Genomic DNA, 15,962 nt, shown 5'->3' on the forward strand with positions numbered 1-15,962 from the left:
ACTTGCGTGATTTACCTGATCGGCTGGCCGGGTCGGCGCCCGGCGCGGAGTGCGATGGCGGACGAGGGGAGTTCGAGGGTCGTGAACGGACGGCAGAACGGCAGGCCCACCCTGGAGGAGGTCGCGGCCCTGGCCGGCGTCGGCCGGGGCACGGTCTCCCGGGTCATCAACGGCTCGCCGCGGGTGAGCGAGCAGGCCAAGGAAGCCGTGGCCCGAGCCGTCGCGGAGCTCGGATACGTACCCAACCAGGCGGCCCGGACACTGGCCGGCAGCCGGACCGACGCGGTCGCTCTGGTGATTCCGGAGACCGAGGCCAGGGTGTTCTCGGAGCCCTACTTCCTGGACCTGATCCGCGGGGTCAGCGCCGAGCTCGCCGAAGCGGACAAGCAGCTGCTGCTCACCCTGGTCCGTACCGAGGCCGAGCGGCAGCGCTTCGAACACTATCTGGCCGCCCAGCGGGTCGACGGCGTCCTGCTGGCGTCCGTCCACGGCGACGACCCGCTGCCCGACCGGATCGCACGGCTGGGGCTGCCGGTCGTCATGAACGGACGGCGCTCCGAAGCCGAACCCGTCGCCTACGTGGACTCCGACAACATCGGCGCCGGACGCGCGGCCGTCGCCCACCTGGTGGGGCGGGGCCGCGCCAGGATCGCGACCATCAGCGGCCCGCTCGACATGTACGTGGCCCGCGCCCGACTGGGCGGCTACCGCGCGGGTCTCGCCGAGGCCGGAATCGAGCCCGACGAATCGCTCGTGGCGACCGCGGACTTCACCGAGGAGGGCGGCCGGCTGGCGATGCGCGAGCTCCTGGCCCGCAACCCCGGCCTGGACGCGGTCTTCGCCGCCTCCGACGTGATGGCGGCCGGCGCGCGCGGAGTGCTGCGCGAGGCCGGGCGACGGATCCCCGAGGACGTCGCCCTCGTAGGTGTCGACGACTCCGCGGTGGCCCGCCTGATGGACCCGCCGCTGACGAGCGTGCGCCAGCCGATCGAGGAGATGGGCCGCACGATGACCAGGCTGCTGCTCCAGAAGATCGCGGAGGAGTCCGCAGCCGATTCCGGGCCGGCGCCGGAGAAGGGCGAGGAGCCGCGCCGGGTCCTCCCGACGGAACTGGTCGTACGGGATTCCTCCTGAGCGGCTCCGGTACGGGGCCGGGCGCCGGGGAAGCCCGGCCCCGTACCGGAACCGGGGCGTCTGCCGGAAGCAGATCGGGGCGGTGAGTAATCAGATGCTCCGCGGCCAGGCCGACTGGCATACTCCGCGCCGTGACGACTGACCACAGCGACGGCCCGGCCCTGACCATCGGCGAGCATGACGCCGAGCTCGACGACCGATTGACCGAAGAGCTGATCGCCTTCAACAGTGCCGCCACGGGTGCTCCCGACCGTGGCGCGTTCTCGATCAAGGTCACCGATGAAGCAGGTGCGCTGGTCGGTGGGTTGACCGCGGAGACCTGGGGCGGCCTTTGCGGCATCGAGCTGTTGTGGGTACGCGAGGACAGCCGCAAGGACGGTTGGGGCAGCAGGATCCTGGGGGCAGCCGAAGCCGAGGCACGACGGCGTGGCTGCGATCACCTCTCCGTCTCCACCTTCTCTTTCCAGGCTCCCGGCTTCTACCAGCGCCACGGCTTCGTCGAGACCGGCCGGACGCCGGGCGTCCCTGGCGGGCACGCAGACGTGCACTTGTTCAAGTCGCTGACCGACTAGGGCGTGTATCGAGAGTGGATCTCGAGTGATGAATGATCGTGGTTCATGGCGCGGGGAGATCTCACAGATGCACAGTGGGCGGTGTTGGAGCCGTTGCTCCCCAAGCGAGTGAGGGTGGGAAGGCCGTCCATCCGGCCCCGGCGGCACCTGATCGACGGCATACGTTTCCGGGTCCGGACCGGTGTTCCGTGGCGGGACGTGCCTGCCGAGTACGGGCCGTGGGGCCGGGTCCACGACTTGTTCCGCCGATGGCAGCGGGACGGCACCTGGCGCCGGATCCTCACCCGGCTCCAGTCCCTGGCCGACGCGGAGGGTGCGATCGTATGGGACCTGCGCGTCGACTCCAAGGTGTGCCGTGCCCATCAGCATGCGGCCGTCTCGTAACTGCGGCCGTGGTGGGGTTGGGCTGTCTGGGCACTTCTCAACGTCAGCCGAAGATGAGTTCGACGTCCTCGTCTACGCAGAAGCGTAGGACGACAGTCAGCTGTTTGGCGTCCCGGATGTGCTGCTGGAGGATCGGTTCGTCGGGCTCTTCCTGCCACTGGCCGATGATCGATTTCAGGCGGGGCAGCATCGCATCGCAGTCGGCAGTCGAAAGCGCGTCACCACCGACATCCGGGTGATCGAGGAGCGGCTTCAGAGTGGTGGAGACATCGCTCCACAGCCGGTCGCCCCCGAAGCCCCACATCTCAGGGAGGACGAACCCCTCGACTTGTGCGAGCCGTTCCCGGAATCTGTTGAAGCGAACACAGGACCATGAAATGTCCGGGCTGCTGTTGTCACCGTCTCCTGGGAACAGGGTCAAGCCCACGTGATCCTCCTCGCTTGCGAAGTGGACAGGATCGGCCAGAACGAGCGGCATCGGCAACTGAAATGATCGCCGGGTGGCTGCTGTGATCACGGCGTCGGAGCCTTCTCGGATAGCTCCCTTCACGGGCCTCGGTAGCGAACCGCATCATCGACCGCCTCGGGCGGATGCTTGTGCTCCGGTCCCGCAGGCGGTTCGCCAAGGACACCGTGCTGATCGTGGACGGCACCCTGGTCCCGACCCGGGACCACACCATTTGTCGTGCTGGCAGGCGTTCCTCCGGCAGACCCCTCGGCTCGAAGAACCAGCGACCCGCCACCCGCTACGAGGTGGGCAAAACAGTCAAGCGACCCGAGACGCCGTCGAAGTTCACGCCGCGGAAGCCGTCGGGGAATAATGCCCGCAGGTGGTCCTCCCACAGCCGGGCGAGTCCGCCTTCGGGCTGTGCTCCGCCTACGTCAGCGGCTGTCGCCTCTGCCGCGGACGGCGGGCGAGGGAGCAGGGAGACGGCATCGAAGACGGCACGCAGTAGTGCGACGGCCCGGATCGGGCGGAGGGAGGCACTTGACTCGGCGCCCTGTGTCGGCTTGTCGCGCAGCAGTCGGCTGCGGTCGAGTTCGACGGCGAGCTCGACCGTGATGAGCCCGGCGTCGGTGGCCCGCTCGATGCCGGGCTGTCGGTGCCATCGGATTTGCTCGGGGCGGTTGGTAACCCGCTGCCGCATCTCGCCGCACCGGGCGAAAGCACAGGTACGTCCAGTACGAGAGCTTCCGCCCGGCACGCCGAGGGCACGCCCCGGACGCCGCGGGGTCGTCCTTCGGGCGACGACGGCACTTTGACGACAGGCCCTGGTGCCACGTGGTGTGCCGAGGCCCGGAGTCCTGTGGGAGGGGAAGCTTCCGTAGGGCTCCGGGCTCGTTACCCGGCCTGGGTCACAGTGCCGGGTAGGCGTTCTTCATCAGCTCCTGGAACTGGGCGGAGAACCACTGGCCCGAGAGCGGTGCGTCGGGGAGGGAGCCCGACATGCTGTTGCCGTTGCGGGCGTTGCCGGTGTAGGTCGGGTCGCACATTCGGTCGAAGCCCTTGCCCTCGTCGTTCGGGATCTCCTTGCTCGCCCCGTCCGACTCGCCCGGGGGCTTGATCCAGACGTAGGCGTCGATGCCCGCCGCCGGTGCGGCCTGCGGCCGTTCGCCGAGGCCGGCGCTGGCCTGGTTGCACCAGTTGCCGAGGTGGATGCGCCGGTCGTAGCGTCCGCCGTTGACGTAGGTGTCCACGCTGGTCTGCGCGCCGGGTCCGGTCGGGCGGGCGGTGCCGCCCCAGCCGTTGCGGGAGGTGTCGATCAGCATGCCGATGTTGGCGTCGAAGCCGATGGAGACCAGCTTGGCGCGCATGCCCTGGGCGTACGAGAGCTCGTCGGTGTAGCGGTTCCAGTCGACCCACTTCGACTGGCGGACGGAAGTGCCGTTGACCGAGTCGTCGATCTTGAAGTTGTCTTCCTTGAGGGCGCTGTAGTTGGCCGTGTTCACGATGAAGCCGTGGACCTTGGAGAGGGTGGAGCCCTCGGCGGTGGCGGCCTGCTTGAAGAGTTCGGCGGAGGGGCCCAGGTTGTCGTCCCAGCCGAGCCAGCCGTGGTGACCCGCGTCCACGTAGTTGTAGACGTTGGCGATCGAGCCCAGCTTGTTCAGGGCGTAGCCGACGCCCTTGACGTAGTTGCCGTTGGTCTTCATCACGTCGCAGTTGGCGGTGCCCGTCGGGCGTCCGGAGACGTTGGTGACCAGGTTCGGCAACGAGTCGATCTCGACGGTGGTGACGATCCGCAGACCCGCGTACTTGGAGTCGGCGAGGATCGCGGCGATGGGGTCGATGTACTGCGTCTTGTACTTGTCGATCTCGGTGGGGCCCAGTTCGCCGTTGGAGGCGAGCGCGGCGCAGTCCCGTCCGGGCAGGTTGTAGATCACCAGCTGGACGACCATCTCGCCGCTGCCCTTCTGTGCCAGGGCCGCGTCCAGGTGGGCGCGCAGCCCCATCGAGCCGCTCGATCCCGTGACGGCCGCGATGCGGTCGAGCCAGACGCCGGTGGGCTGGTTGGCCACCCGGGAGCCACCGGGTTCGGCGGCGGCCTTGGCGGACCACTCGGGGTTCACGTAGAACTTGGCGCCGGCGTATGGGTTGTCGGCCCTGCCGCCCGACGGCGGCGGTGTCGTGGGTGGGGTCGTGGGCGGTGTGGTGGGTGGGGTCGTTGGGGGAGTGGTCGGGGGAGTAGTGGGTGGCTGGGTCGGGTCCGGGGCGCCGTTGCAGGTCACGCCGTTGAGCTTGAACGTCGCGGGGACGGCGTTCGTGCCGGTGTGCGAACCGTTGAAGCCGAAGGACGTCGAACCGCCGGTCGCCAGGGACCCGTTGTAGGACATGCTCTTGGCGGTCACCGCCGCCCCGGACTGGGTGATCGTGGCGTTCCAGCCCTGGGTGACCTGCTGGCCGTTCGCGTAGGACCACTCCAGGGTCCAGGAGGCGACCGGGTCACCGGTGTTGGTGATGACCACGTTGGCGCCGAAGCCGGTGTTCCACTGGTTGGTGATCTGGTACTCGACCTTGCAGCCGGCGGTGGCGGCGCCGGCGGTGGTGGTGCCGAACACGGTGGCGGTTGCGCCGGCGGCCGTGACGAGGGTGAGGGCCGCCAGCAGGGCGGTGCGGGGGACGGTGCGGGGGAGGGCGCGCGGGAGGGTGCGTGGGAGGGTGCGTGGGATGTGGCGTGGGATGGTGCGGCTCATCGCGTGGGTGCCTTTCAGTTCAGGGTGCGCAGGCGATCGCGCAGCCCGGTGCCGAATGCGGTGGATGTGCGGTCCGGGCCTGCCTGGAGGGGCGGTTCGAGGTGCTCCAGGCTCGGCCGGGATACGAGAGGGCGCAGGCGCCGAACCGGAGAGGGACGCGGTCGACGCCGTTCGGACAGGTGTCGCCGTCGAGCAAGGTGAGTGCTGCTCCGCCGAGTGGCGCCGACAGACGCGGGGATGTCGCCTGAGCGAGCCCTCGCGGCGAGGTCGTGCTCTGACGACGCGCCAATTGTGGAAGCGCTCCCACTGGTTGGGGCCAGACCGTAGCGACAACTGGCGCCAAGCAAAAGAGGGGTTGAGTAAATTCCTCGGGGAATGCATTCGACTCTTCACGCGTCTTGACGCCGTCACGTCCCGTCTGCACAGTGGGAGCGCTCCCACTGGTTCGGAGCTTGTGCGCAACCGCTCTTCCCACGCGCGAACAGCCTGAAGTCCCCCCACTCCGAAGAGGAATTCGTATGCGATCCTTACCGCGCTCTTCCCGCGGTGCGCGAAGCCTGCTGGGCGCACTGCTCACCGCCCTCGTCTCGACGGCCGCCCTGCTCACGGCCGCGTCGGCTTCGCACGCCGACACCACGATCTGCGAAAAGTTCGGGTCGGCGACGATCCAGGGCCGCTACACCGTCCAGAACAACCGCTGGGGCACCGGCGACACCCAGTGCATCGCCGTCACCGACTCGGGGTTCAGGATCACCCGGGCCGACGGGTCGGTTCCCACGAACGGCGCCCCGAAGTCCTACCCGTCCGTGTACAACGGCTGCCACTACACCAACTGCTCGCCCGGCACGAACCTCCCCGCCCAGCTCCGTACGGTGTCCACCGCGCCCACCAGCATCTCGTACGGCTATGTGAACGACGGGGCGTACGACGCCGCATACGACATCTGGCTCGACCCCACGCCCCGCACCGACGGCGTGAGCCGGACGGAGATCATGGTGTGGCTGAACAAGGCCGGACCGATCCAGCCCGTGGGCTCCCCGGCCGGCACCGCCACCGTGGCCGGTCGCCAGTGGGAGGTGTGGTCCGGCAACAACGGCTCGAACGACGTGCTGTCGTTCGTGGCCCCGGCGGCGATCACCAGCTGGACCTTCGACGTCATGGACTTCGTCCAGCAGGCCGTCTCCCGTGGGCTGGCGCAGAGCAGCTGGTACCTGACGAGCGTGCAGGCGGGCTTCGAGCCCTGGCAGAACGGCACCGGCCTCGCCGTGACCTCGTTCTCCTCCACGGTCGACACCGGCTCCACCGGTGACCCGGGCGGCGGCACCGACCCGGGAACCCCCGGAGGTCCCACGGCCTGCAAGGTGACCTACGCGCCGAACGTCTGGCAGGGAGGCTTCACCACCGACATCACCGTCACCAACACCGGTGCCTCCAGGGTGACCAACTGGAAACTCGCCTTCACCCTGCCCTCAGGGCAGCAGATCACCAACGCCTGGAACGCCAACGTCTCCCCGTCGTCGGGCGCGGTCACGGCCGCCGACCTGGGATACAACGCGGAGATCGCCGCCGGCGGCCGGGCGTCCTTCGGCTTCCAGGGCACCTACGGCGGCGCCTTCGCCAAGCCCTCCGCCTTCAGCCTGAACGGCAGCGCCTGCGACGTCGCGTGACCGCCTTCGTTCAGGGCGTGGTCCGGGTGTCGTCGAGCCGTTCGAGGCGCGCCAGGTTCTCCCGGTCCTCGGGGTCCGCGCTCGCCTCGGCGGTGAACCAGGCGTCGAGGATCTCCTTGAGGAGCGGTTCCGAGGTGAGGCGCAGGCTGAGCGCGAGCACGTTGGCGTCGTTCCAGCGGCGCGCACCGTCCGCCGTGTAGGCGTCCGTGCACAGGGCCGCCCGTACTCCGGGCACCTTGTTCGCGGCAATCGAGGCGCCCGTACCGGTCCAGCAGCACACGACGGCCTGGTCGGCGTTGCCCGCGGCGACCTCGCGGGCCGCCGCCTCCGAGCAGGCGGCCCACTGCGGATCGTCGCCGGGCCGCAGCGCCCCGTACGTCACCACGTCGTGTCCGCGGTCGCGCAGCAGCCCGAGGAGCGCGCGAGCCACTGGTTCGTCCATGTCCGAGGAAACGGAGATCCGCATGCCCCGAGACTAGACCGAGTACGTCGAGCGCGCGGGAGCCGCCGCCGCGGGGGCGGCGACGGCTCCTGGTGGAAGGGCGGATCAGGGGGTGATCAGCTGCCCCTGATCAGGGGTGGATCAGGGGCAGCTGATCCGGATGTCGCCCGTGTCGGTGGTGCAGGTGTCGGTGCCGCTGCCGCCGTTGGCGGTGTCGTTGCCGGAGACGCCGTCGGTGGTGGTGAGGCGGTCGTTGCCGTAGTAGCCGGTCAGGGTGTCGTTGCCCGGGCCGCCGTTCAGGGTGTCGTCGCCGAAGCCGCCGTCGATGTTGTCGTTGCCGTAGCCTCCGTAGACGGTGTCGTTGCCGTAGCTCGCGCGGACGGTGTCGTTGCCGCCGAGGGCGCAGATCACGTCGTTGGAGTAGCCGCCGTTCAGGGTGTCGGCGCCGCTGGTGCCGATGATCGTGCAGCCGCGGGAGTTGTTCACCGAGGTGGTCGCGGTGGCCGTGTTGTTCGCGGTGACCGGGTCGGGCTGGGTCGCGCTGACGCCCGTCGTGTTCGTCAGCGTGCCGGTGGCCCTGGGCTCGGCCGTCACCGTGACCGTGGTGCTCGCGCCCGGGGCCAGGGAGCCGAGGGCGCAGTTGGCGCCGGTAGCCGTGGTCGTGCAGGTGCCCTGCGCGGGAGCGGCCGAGACGAGGGTCGCGCCGGTTCCGGCGAGCGTGTCGGACAGCGTGACCCCGGTCGCGGTGGCGGTGGAGGCCGGGGAGTTGGAGACCGTCACCGTGTACGTGGCGCGGTCGCTGATGCTCACGGTCGCCGTGCCCGTCTGCGTCACCGACAGGTTCGCGGAGGCCGGCGGCGGTGGCGGCGCCCCGTCGCCGCCGTCGTAGCGGGCGAGCGCGAAGGCGTAGCCCGCCCCGTACCCGGCCGCGACGATCTTGCCGTCCGGCTGTACGAGCACCCCGCGGGCCTCGTCGAAGTCCCCGAATCCGGTGACCACGAAGCCGTCGCCGCCGAAGCCGGTGTCCACGGTGCCGTTGGTGTTGAAGCGGGCCAGGCCGAAGTCGTTGGCCTCGGAACTGTTCGGGTCGTCGGCCCGGCCGGCGAGGACGATCTTGCCGTTCTGCTGGAGCGCCATGGCGGACGCGGTTCCGCCGTCACCGGGGAAGTTGACCGAGGTGCGCCCGCCCGTGCCGAAGCCGGTGTCGGGGCTGCCGTTGGCGTTGTAGCGCAGGAGGGCGAAGCCCGCGCCGCCGGAGCCCGCGGCGAGGATCTTGCCGTCCGGCTGCACCGCCACGGCGTTGCCGAACTCGGTGCCTCCGAAGTCGGCGGTCACCATGCCGTCACCGCTGAAGGTGGTGTCGAGGCTGCCGTTGGGAAGGTAGCGGGCCACGCCGATGTCGAAGGCGGTGTTGCCCACGTAGCCGACCGCGAGGATCTTGCCGTCCGGCTGGAGCGCCATTGCGCGGGCGATGCCTCCGGCGTCCTGGGGCGAGCCGGGAGTGAAGCCCGCGACCACCGCGCCGTCACCCCCGAGACTCGGGTCCAGAGTGCCGTTGGAGTTGAGGCGGACCAGCGCGAAACCGCCGCCGCCTCCCTTGCCCGCGGCGATGATCCTGCCGTCGGGCTGCACCGCCACGTCCGCGCCGTCCGCGGACCCGCCGAACTCCTCGACCCGCACCACGCCGCCGTTGCCGAAGTCCGTGTCGGGGCTGCCGTCGGTGTTGTAACGGGCCACCGAGAAGAAGCAGCACCCGCCGCCCTCCTCCGCGATCACCTCGGTGGTCCCCGCCACGACGATCTTCCCGTCCGAGGGCTGGACCGCCACCGCGTTGGCGATGTGGCTGCCGCCGCCGAAGTCGTCGGTCACCGTGCCGTCGCCGCCGAAGGTGGTGTCGGGGCTGCCGTTGGTGTTGTATCGGGCGAGCGCGAAGCCGACGTCGGTCGAGCCGCCCGCCACGATCAGCTTCCCGTCGGCCTGTCGCGCGATGTCGTGGCCTTCGGCGCTCCCGGGGAAGGCGGTGGTCACCCGGCCGTCGGGCCCGAAGCCGGGATCGAGGTCTCCGGGGGCCGCCAGCGCGGTCCCGGGCAGTGCCAGTACGAGTACGAGCCCGAGCGCGGCCAGCGTCCCGGCCCTCCCGCCGGGCCTGCGGCGTCGGTGGGCTGGTCTGGGGGGTGTACGGGTCATGGGCGTACGGACCTCCGTCTTCGCGGCGTCGTAGCGTGCGGTGGGCAGCGCACAGCCTCGCGCCGGTGCCGTACCCGGCCCAACGAGACGTGCCGTACTGCGCCCACTGGCCCCCTGGGAACCACCCCGGCGGGGGAGCGCGCGGGCAGCGGTCGCGCTCTGGACCCCGCGCGGTCGCACCCGCCGCTGGGGGCCGGACCCGGCCGGGCGGCCGCGGTGCGGCCAGGGGTTAGGGTGATCCCACCGGCTGATCGGCGCACCGCGTCTCCGGTCAACAGTTGTGGAGACAGGGGGAGTTGGTGGAGCCGTTGCGACCCGGTGATCCGCCGGAGATCGGCGGGTACCGACTGCTGGCACGGCTCGGCGAGGGCGGGATGGGCGAGGTGTTCCTGGCCCGGACGGCATCCGGCCGGCCGCTGGCCCTGAAGACCGTCCACCGGGACCTGAGCCGGGATCCGGACTTCGCCGACCGCTTCGCCCGGGAGATACGCGCCAACGACCGTGTGCGCTCCGCGTGGACGGTCTCGGTGGTGGACTTCAGCGCTCCCGGGGCGTCCCCGCAGTGGCTGGCGACGGAGTACGTCGCCGCGCCGTCGCTGGCCGACTGGGTGCGCCGGCACGGGACGCTGGCCACGCCGGCCGTGTGGTGCCTGGCCCGGGAACTGTCGGCCGCGCTCGTGGCCGTACGGGCGGCGGGTGTGGTCCACCGGGACATCAAACCGGCGAACGTGCTGCTCGGTCCGGAGCGGCCCTTCCTCATCGACTTCGGCATCGCCCGCGCCGTGCGCGACCCGCGCTACACCCAGACGGGCGCGGTCATGGGTACGCCCGGCTACCTCGCGCCGGAGCAGGCGATCGGAGCCGTGGCCGAAGCGCCCGCCGACGTCTTCTCGCTCGCCGCGGTGCTCGTGTACGCGGCGACCGGCCGAAGCCCCTTCCTGGCCCCCGGCGAGGAGCTGGAACTCCCCGGCCTCCTCTACCGGATCGTGCACGAGGAGCCCCGCCTCGAAGGCGTTCCGCAGGGGCTCGTACCCCTGCTGGGGGAGTGCCTCGCCAAGGAGCCGGAGCGGCGCCCGACCGCCGAGGAGGTGCTGGCGGGGGTCGGTGCCGCGGCGGAGCAGTGGAGCGAGGCCCTGCCGTCGGCCCTGGTGGCGGACGTAGGCCTCCGGGAGACCGAACTGCGTCGGACCCTGGCCGCCTCCCATCCGCCCGCTCTTCCGCCCGCCCCGCCGCAACCGCCCGCCCTGTCCGTCGGGATGACGTCGGCGCCCCCTCGGGCGGCTCCGGGAACTTTGCCGAGCCACCCCGTCGGCGGCGGGCTGCGGCATCGGCCCCTGGTGTTGGGCGCGGCCGCCGGCGCGGTGGTCCTCGCCGCTGCCGTCGTGCTCGCGATCAAGGTTCCCTGGGGTGGATCCGGGGGTACTGGCGGAGACGGTTCCACTGCCCCGCACGCGGCGGCGGTGCCGGATTCGTGGATCGGTACGTGGACCGGCGTCGGGCCCGGGACGCCGGACGCGGACGGAGTCTCCCGGGCGAGGACGGGCCGGTTCTCGGTCACGGTCACGTTGAACAAGGGGAGAGTGGGCGACCTCGTGGGCCGGCAGGTCAGCGAGGTGAAGGAAACCGCCACCGGACGGAACCTGGGGTGCACGGAGGCCCTGGAACTGCGGCAGATGTCCGGGGGCAGGGCGGTCTTCGCGGCGGCGACCAGCCATCCGACCGACCCCGCGGCCACCATCGAGTGCCCCAAGGGCAATCTCTACGTGCTGACCATGCCGGAGCCCGACCGGCTGACCCTGGAGGCGGAAGGGGCCCAGTCGGCGGGCGCCCCCGCCACCCTGACCCGTAGCCGCTGAACCCCGGGGCCGGCCGCCGCGCAGCTGCCGGTCGACCCGGTGGCAGAGGGGCCGTACCTCGTCGAGCGGGACGCTACTTGCCGACGGAGGTGTGGGCGGTCTCGGCCGAGGGGCCCGAGGACTCCCGCAGTTCGAGGCGCTGCGGCCGGGGCGCCGGGATGAGGGCGGCGACGGCCCCGGACAGCAGGGCGAAGCCGCCGCCCATCAGCAGGCCGGTCCGGAAGCCGGTTTCGGAGGTGAAGGTGATGCCGTCGGCCGTGGTGGTCATCCTGGCCAGGACGACACCGACGACGGCGGCGCCGAAGGAGGTGCCCAAGGAGCGCATGAGGGCGTTGAAACCGTTCGCGGCGCCGGTCTCCGCCGGCGGCACCGCGCTCATGACCAGGGCGGGCATGGCTCCGTAGGCGAGGGCGACGCCACTGTTGATGACCATGGCGGCGGCCATCAGCCCTACGGCGGTCGAGGCCAGCAGGAGCGCCACGCCGTAGCCCGCGGCCAGCACGAGCGCCCCGCAGACGAGCGTGACCTTGGGCCCGCGGGCATTGGTGAGCCTGCCCCCGAGGGGGGAGACGGCCATCATCATCAGCCCGCCGGGGAGCATCCACATCCCGGCCGCCATCATCGACTGGCCCAGGCCGTAGCCGGTGGATTCGGGGAACTGGAGCAGCTGCGGGACCACCAGCATGCTCGCGTACATCCCGAAGCCGATGAAGACCGAGGCGAGGTTGGTCAGCAGGACGCGCGGACGAACCGTGGTGCGCAGGTCGACGAGCGGGTCCGTGGTGCGCCATTCGAACCACCCCCAGGCGGCGAGGACCACGACGGCGGCGGAGATCAGACCGAGGGTGGTGGCGGAGCCCCAGCCCCAGTCGGCCCCCTTCGACACGGAGAGCAGCAGGCACACCAGGCCAGCCGCCAGGCCCAGCGCGCCGACCACGTCGAAGCGCTGGCCCCTGGCGCCGGCGGGGATGGCCGGTACGAAGGCCACGATCATGACGGCGACGACGGTCGCGAGCGCCGCGGCTCCCCAGAACAGGAAGCGCCAGTTCGCGTACTGCGCGACGGCGGCGGAGAGCGGCAGGCCTATGCCGCCGCCGATGCCCATGGAGGCGCTCACCAGGGCGATGGAGGAACTGAGTTTCTCGGCCGGGAGGATGTCGCGGAGCAGGGCGATGCCCAGCGGGATCATGCCCATGCCGATGCCTTGCAGGCCGCGCCCCACGATCATCGGGACGACGCCGACGGACAGGGCGCACACCACCGATCCGGCGATCAGCGGCACACAACAGGCCAGGAGCATGCGGCGCTTGCCGACCATGTCGCCGAGCCGCCCGCTGATGGGGACGCACACGCCCGCGACGAGCAGGGTGGCGGTCACGACCCAGGCGGCGTTGGAGTGGGAGGTGTGGAGGATGCGCGGCAGGTCGGTCAGCAGCGGAGTGACCAAGGTCTGCATGACTGCCGCGGCGACCCCCGCGAGTGCGAGCGTCGCGATCACCTTGCCCGTGTGGGTGGCGGCCGTGGGGGACTGTGGCATGGAAAGTCCTAGAGGCGTAGGTCGAAGGCCCGGCCGGCCGGACGGCGCGGGTGCGCGAGGTACGGAGGGGACTGTCCGGCAGCGAGTGGATGTGCGCGGTCGGTGCACACCACAAGCAGTAGTCAACTATCAGTTCGGGGTGCACGGCATGTCAACCGGATCCGATCGTCGACTATCAGTTGCTATTGTCGGCAGCGTGCCGACCGACACCCCCAAACCTCTGCGAGCCGACGCCGCGCGCAACATCGAGAAGATCGTCAGGGCAGCGCGCGACGTATATGCCGAGGCGGGGCCCGACGCACCGCTCGACGAGATCGCCCGGCGGGCCGGCGTGGGGATCGCCACCCTCTTCCGCCGCTTCCCGGACAAGGCCGCCCTCCTTCGAGCAGTACTCGACCAGCAGTTCACCCAGGACGTCCTGCCCGCCGTCGATCGCGCACTCGCCGACGAGGACCCGCGCCGCGGACTGACCGTCGTGATCGAAGCCGCGCTGACGTCGGCGGCCGACGAACATCACGTGCTGACGGCGGCCCGCAACGCCGGCGTGTTCTCCGCGGAGATCAGCGCCCGCTTCTTCGACGCGCTCGACCCGCTGGTGACGCGGGGTCAGCAGGCCGGGGTGATCCGCGGCGACCTCGTGCCCGACGATCTGAAGCGGATCATGAGCATGCTGGTCAGCGTGCTGTGGACCATGGATCCGGCCGAGGACGGCTGGCGGCGCTACATGACCCTGGTCCTGGACGGCCTCAACCCCACGGCGGCCAGCCCCCTGCCCAACCCGGCACCCCCGCTCCTGCGCAGGCCGCAACCCCCGGTGAGTGGCTGAGCCGTGCGGACCATCAATGACCGTTGGCACCTGCGGGGCTCTGTCGGCCGCACCTACTCCGGGGACGAGGCCCGGTACTTGCTTCGGCACCGATGGGACTGGGGCAACCCGGAGACCTGGTTCGAGAGCGACACGGGGCGGCTCCTGGGCGTTGTCACCAATGGTGAACGCGCGATGGTGATGCTGCTGAACGCGGAAGGCGACCCGGGCACGCACCTCGTGGACCCCCGCGCCGAAGGCTCCTCCGGCGGGTACGTACTGTCCAACGGGCAGTCCGACAGCTACGCGGACCAGGACACCGTCGACTTCGACTCCGCCGGCAAGGCCGTGGCCCACCTCGTCGAACACGGCACCTGGCCCGCCGGAACCGCCGTCGCGGACCGACCGGCTACGAATCGGGACCCGCTGCCTGAGTGATCGGCGAGGCCCGACCCGCGCGGCTGCCGTGGCCGGGAGTTCCGGGCGTCAGGGCGAGGCGGGTTGGCGGAGTCCCCTCAGGAGCAGTGCGATCAGTCGGCGGGGGTCGTAGCGGGGGTCGCTGTCGCGCCCGATGCAGAGGTTGCCGATGCCGCGCATGAGTTCGTAGGACTGCGTGCCGGGTTGGATGTCGCCGCCGGCGACCGCGGCGTCGACCAGTTGGGCGGCGACGGGTGCAAGGCGGTTGAGGAAGTGGGCGTGCAGGTCGGCGAAGCGGTCGCTGTCGGACTGCAGGGCGTCGGCGAGGCCGTGCTTGGTGACGAGGAAGTCGACGAAGAGGTCGATCCACCGGCTCAGAGCGTCGTACGGGGTCCCGGCAGCGGCCAGCAGGGTGGGGCCGGCCTCGGCGAGCGCTTCGATCTGGTGGTTGTAGACGGCGGTCACGAGGTCGGCCCGGGTCGGGAAGTGCCGGTAGATGGTGGCCATCCCGACGCCCGCCTCGGCCGAGATCTCCCGGATCGGCGCGTCGACTCCGGAGGTGAGGAACACCTTGGCGGCTGCGGTGAGCACCGCCTGCTGATTGCGCAGGGCGTCGGAGCGCTTGCTCCTGGCCGGCGGTGTTCCGGCGGGGTTCTCGGCGGGCATGGTGCGTTCCTTCCGACACCGGTTGACAAAGCGGAGCAGCGCTCCACATACTAAATGGAGCCGCGCTCCACTTAAAGGTAGCCTACGCGGCCCGCCCCGGACCGCCTTGCCCATTCACCGGGCGGCGGGGCCCCGGAAAGGATCCCGTCATGAACGCATCCGCTGCCTCCCTCGCCACCTCGCCCGCCCCGGTGATGTCCTTCAGCCCGGTCGTACTGTCCGTGCCCGGGCGGCCCGTGGACCTCCAGGTCCGCGTCACCGCGCCCGCCACCGGAACGGGCCTGCCCGTGATCCTGCTCTCCCACGGCCACGGGGGCTCGAACAACCTCTCCTCGCTGAACGGCTACGCCCCGATCGCGGGTCTCTGGGCCGCGGCCGGGTTCGTCGTCGTCCAGCCCACCCACCTCTCCTCCAGGACGCTGGCCCACCAGCTCGCGGACGCGCCCGGCGCGCCCCTCTTCTGGCGCTCTCGCGCCGAGGACATGACGCACGTCATCGACCGGCTCGACGTGATCGAAGACGTGGTTCCGTACCTCGCCGGGCGCATCGACCACGAAAGGATCGCGGTCGCCGGGCACTCGCTCGGCGGCTTCACCGCCAACCTGCTGCTCGGCGCCCGGATCACCGACCCCGGCACGGGAGAGACGGTGAGTCTTCTGGAGCCCCGGATCAAGGCGGGCGTGGTGCTCGCCGCACCGGGCCGCGGCGATGTCATCCACGCGTCCAGGATCGAGCAGATGCCGGAATTCCGGACCGTCGACTTCTCCACGATGGTCACTCCCGCGCTGGTCGTCGCGGGAGACAAGGACGACTCCCGGCACTTCACCGACATGGGCCCGGACTGGCACGTCGACCCCTACACCCTCGCCCCCGGCCCCAAGAGCCTGCTCACCCTCTTCGACGCGGAACACGGCCTGGGCGGCATCGCGGGATACGACGCCGCCGAGACCACCGACGAGAACCCCGAGCGCGTCGCCGCCCTCGGCCACCTCACCGCGGCCTACCTTGCCACCGAGCTCCACCTCGACGACCACGCCTGGCGGACGGCCCGCGACGCCCTGACGGCCGGCGCCGACGCGGTGGGCCGCATCGAATCGAAGTAG

General features: G+C 70.9%; 14 protein-coding genes and 2 pseudogenes. 9 read left to right on the plus strand and 7 right to left on the minus strand.

Annotation, left to right across the window (positions count from 1 at the left end; all coding sequences use genetic code 11):
- Nucleotides 1–54: 54 nt before the first annotated feature.
- The 3 genes and pseudogenes from AC3IYJ_RS37360 to AC3IYJ_RS37370 form a co-directional block, all read left to right on the plus strand.
- On the plus strand, nt 55–1,134 hold the full coding sequence (locus tag AC3IYJ_RS37360; protein WP_489403042.1) for a LacI family DNA-binding transcriptional regulator: 1,080 nt from the start codon (nt 55–57) through the stop codon (nt 1,132–1,134).
- Nucleotides 1,135–1,265: 131 nt separating this feature from the next.
- Complete coding sequence (locus tag AC3IYJ_RS37365; protein ID WP_489398958.1) at nt 1,266–1,706, plus strand: GNAT family N-acetyltransferase; 441 nt, start codon at nt 1,266–1,268, stop codon at nt 1,704–1,706.
- A gap of 45 nt (nt 1,707–1,751) precedes the next feature.
- Nucleotides 1,752–2,081 (plus strand): annotated as a pseudogene (locus tag AC3IYJ_RS37370) (transposase); the annotation flags it as partial.
- Nucleotides 2,082–2,133: 52 nt separating this feature from the next.
- On the opposite strand, the gene AC3IYJ_RS37375 reads toward AC3IYJ_RS37370, so the two are convergent.
- On the minus strand, nt 2,134–2,607 hold the full coding sequence (locus AC3IYJ_RS37375) for a hypothetical protein (protein WP_489398959.1): 474 nt from the start codon (nt 2,605–2,607) through the stop codon (nt 2,134–2,136).
- 38 nt (nt 2,608–2,645) lie between these two features.
- Between AC3IYJ_RS37375 and AC3IYJ_RS37380 the strand changes: the two are divergent.
- Nucleotides 2,646–2,846, plus strand: a pseudogene (locus tag AC3IYJ_RS37380) (hypothetical protein); the annotation flags it as partial.
- Here AC3IYJ_RS37380 and AC3IYJ_RS37385 read toward each other — a convergent pair.
- Nucleotides 2,837–3,238 carry a hypothetical protein gene (locus tag AC3IYJ_RS37385; protein WP_489398960.1) on the minus strand — a complete coding sequence of 134 codons (402 nt, stop codon included), beginning with the start codon at nt 3,236–3,238 and terminating at the stop codon, nt 2,837–2,839. The pseudogene AC3IYJ_RS37380 and the gene AC3IYJ_RS37385 sit on opposite strands and share 10 nt — an antisense overlap.
- Before the next feature lie 208 nt (nt 3,239–3,446).
- Nucleotides 3,447–5,282 (minus strand): glycoside hydrolase family 6 protein, encoded by a 1,836-nt coding sequence (locus tag AC3IYJ_RS37390; protein ID WP_489398961.1) that lies wholly within the window; start codon nt 5,280–5,282, stop codon nt 3,447–3,449.
- Between the two features lie 518 nt (nt 5,283–5,800).
- Here AC3IYJ_RS37390 and AC3IYJ_RS37395 point away from each other — a divergent pair.
- Nucleotides 5,801–6,949 (plus strand): glycoside hydrolase family 12 protein, encoded by a 1,149-nt coding sequence (locus AC3IYJ_RS37395; RefSeq protein ID WP_489398962.1) that lies wholly within the window; start codon nt 5,801–5,803, stop codon nt 6,947–6,949.
- A gap of 10 nt (nt 6,950–6,959) precedes the next feature.
- Here AC3IYJ_RS37395 and AC3IYJ_RS37400 read toward each other — a convergent pair whose 3' ends face one another.
- Together AC3IYJ_RS37400 and AC3IYJ_RS37405 are read right to left on the minus strand one after the other, a co-directional pair.
- The gene (locus tag AC3IYJ_RS37400; protein ID WP_489398963.1) at nt 6,960–7,415 is read right to left on the minus strand and encodes an RpiB/LacA/LacB family sugar-phosphate isomerase; all 456 of its coding nucleotides are present in this window, start codon (nt 7,413–7,415) and stop codon (nt 6,960–6,962) included.
- A gap of 117 nt (nt 7,416–7,532) precedes the next feature.
- Nucleotides 7,533–9,578: a calcium-binding protein gene (locus AC3IYJ_RS37405; RefSeq protein WP_489398964.1), complete on the minus strand. Its 2,046-nt coding sequence runs from the start codon at nt 9,576–9,578 to the stop codon at nt 7,533–7,535.
- A gap of 299 nt (nt 9,579–9,877) precedes the next feature.
- Between AC3IYJ_RS37405 and AC3IYJ_RS37410 the strand changes: the two genes are divergently transcribed.
- Nucleotides 9,878–11,434: a serine/threonine-protein kinase gene (locus AC3IYJ_RS37410; protein WP_489398965.1), complete on the plus strand. Its 1,557-nt coding sequence runs from the start codon at nt 9,878–9,880 to the stop codon at nt 11,432–11,434.
- Nucleotides 11,435–11,507: 73 nt separating this feature from the next.
- Here AC3IYJ_RS37410 and AC3IYJ_RS37415 read toward each other — a convergent pair whose 3' ends face one another.
- On the minus strand, nt 11,508–12,971 hold the full coding sequence (locus AC3IYJ_RS37415) for an MFS transporter (protein WP_489398966.1): 1,464 nt from the start codon (nt 12,969–12,971) through the stop codon (nt 11,508–11,510).
- A gap of 196 nt (nt 12,972–13,167) precedes the next feature.
- Between AC3IYJ_RS37415 and AC3IYJ_RS37420 the strand changes: the two genes are divergently transcribed.
- Together AC3IYJ_RS37420 and AC3IYJ_RS37425 are read left to right on the plus strand one after the other, a co-directional pair.
- Nucleotides 13,168–13,797 (plus strand): TetR/AcrR family transcriptional regulator, encoded by a 630-nt coding sequence (locus tag AC3IYJ_RS37420; RefSeq protein WP_489398967.1) that lies wholly within the window; start codon nt 13,168–13,170, stop codon nt 13,795–13,797.
- A gap of 3 nt (nt 13,798–13,800) precedes the next feature.
- Nucleotides 13,801–14,214 carry a hypothetical protein gene (locus tag AC3IYJ_RS37425; protein ID WP_489398968.1) on the plus strand — a complete coding sequence of 138 codons (414 nt, stop codon included), beginning with the start codon at nt 13,801–13,803 and terminating at the stop codon, nt 14,212–14,214.
- 48 nt (nt 14,215–14,262) lie between these two features.
- Here the strand turns inward: AC3IYJ_RS37425 and AC3IYJ_RS37430 are convergent, their stop codons facing one another.
- Nucleotides 14,263–14,859, minus strand: a complete 597-nt coding sequence (locus AC3IYJ_RS37430; RefSeq protein ID WP_489398969.1) for a TetR/AcrR family transcriptional regulator — start codon at nt 14,857–14,859, stop codon at nt 14,263–14,265.
- A 149-nt stretch (nt 14,860–15,008) separates the two neighbouring features.
- Here AC3IYJ_RS37430 and AC3IYJ_RS37435 point away from each other — a divergent pair, with 149 nt between their 5' ends.
- Nucleotides 15,009–15,962: an alpha/beta hydrolase family protein gene (locus AC3IYJ_RS37435; protein ID WP_489398970.1), complete on the plus strand. Its 954-nt coding sequence runs from the start codon at nt 15,009–15,011 to the stop codon at nt 15,960–15,962.

This window comes from Streptomyces sp. GL_140 (assembly GCF_057834465.1).

Coding starts and splice junctions, on each gene's coding strand:
- AC3IYJ_RS37360 (WP_489403042.1), top strand. CDS start 55: ATGGCGGACGAGGGGAGTTCGAGGGTCGTGAACGGACGGCAGAACGGC.
- AC3IYJ_RS37385 (WP_489398960.1), bottom strand. CDS start 3,238: ATGCGGCAGCGGGTTACCAACCGCCCCGAGCAAATCCGATGGCACCGA.
- AC3IYJ_RS37390 (WP_489398961.1), bottom strand. CDS start 5,282: ATGAGCCGCACCATCCCACGCCACATCCCACGCACCCTCCCACGCACC.
- AC3IYJ_RS37395 (WP_489398962.1), top strand. CDS start 5,801: ATGCGATCCTTACCGCGCTCTTCCCGCGGTGCGCGAAGCCTGCTGGGC.
- AC3IYJ_RS37400 (WP_489398963.1), bottom strand. CDS start 7,415: ATGCGGATCTCCGTTTCCTCGGACATGGACGAACCAGTGGCTCGCGCG.
- AC3IYJ_RS37405 (WP_489398964.1), bottom strand. CDS start 9,578: ATGACCCGTACACCCCCCAGACCAGCCCACCGACGCCGCAGGCCCGGC.
- AC3IYJ_RS37415 (WP_489398966.1), bottom strand. CDS start 12,971: ATGCCACAGTCCCCCACGGCCGCCACCCACACGGGCAAGGTGATCGCG.
- AC3IYJ_RS37430 (WP_489398969.1), bottom strand. CDS start 14,859: ATGCCCGCCGAGAACCCCGCCGGAACACCGCCGGCCAGGAGCAAGCGC.
- AC3IYJ_RS37435 (WP_489398970.1), top strand. CDS start 15,009: ATGAACGCATCCGCTGCCTCCCTCGCCACCTCGCCCGCCCCGGTGATG.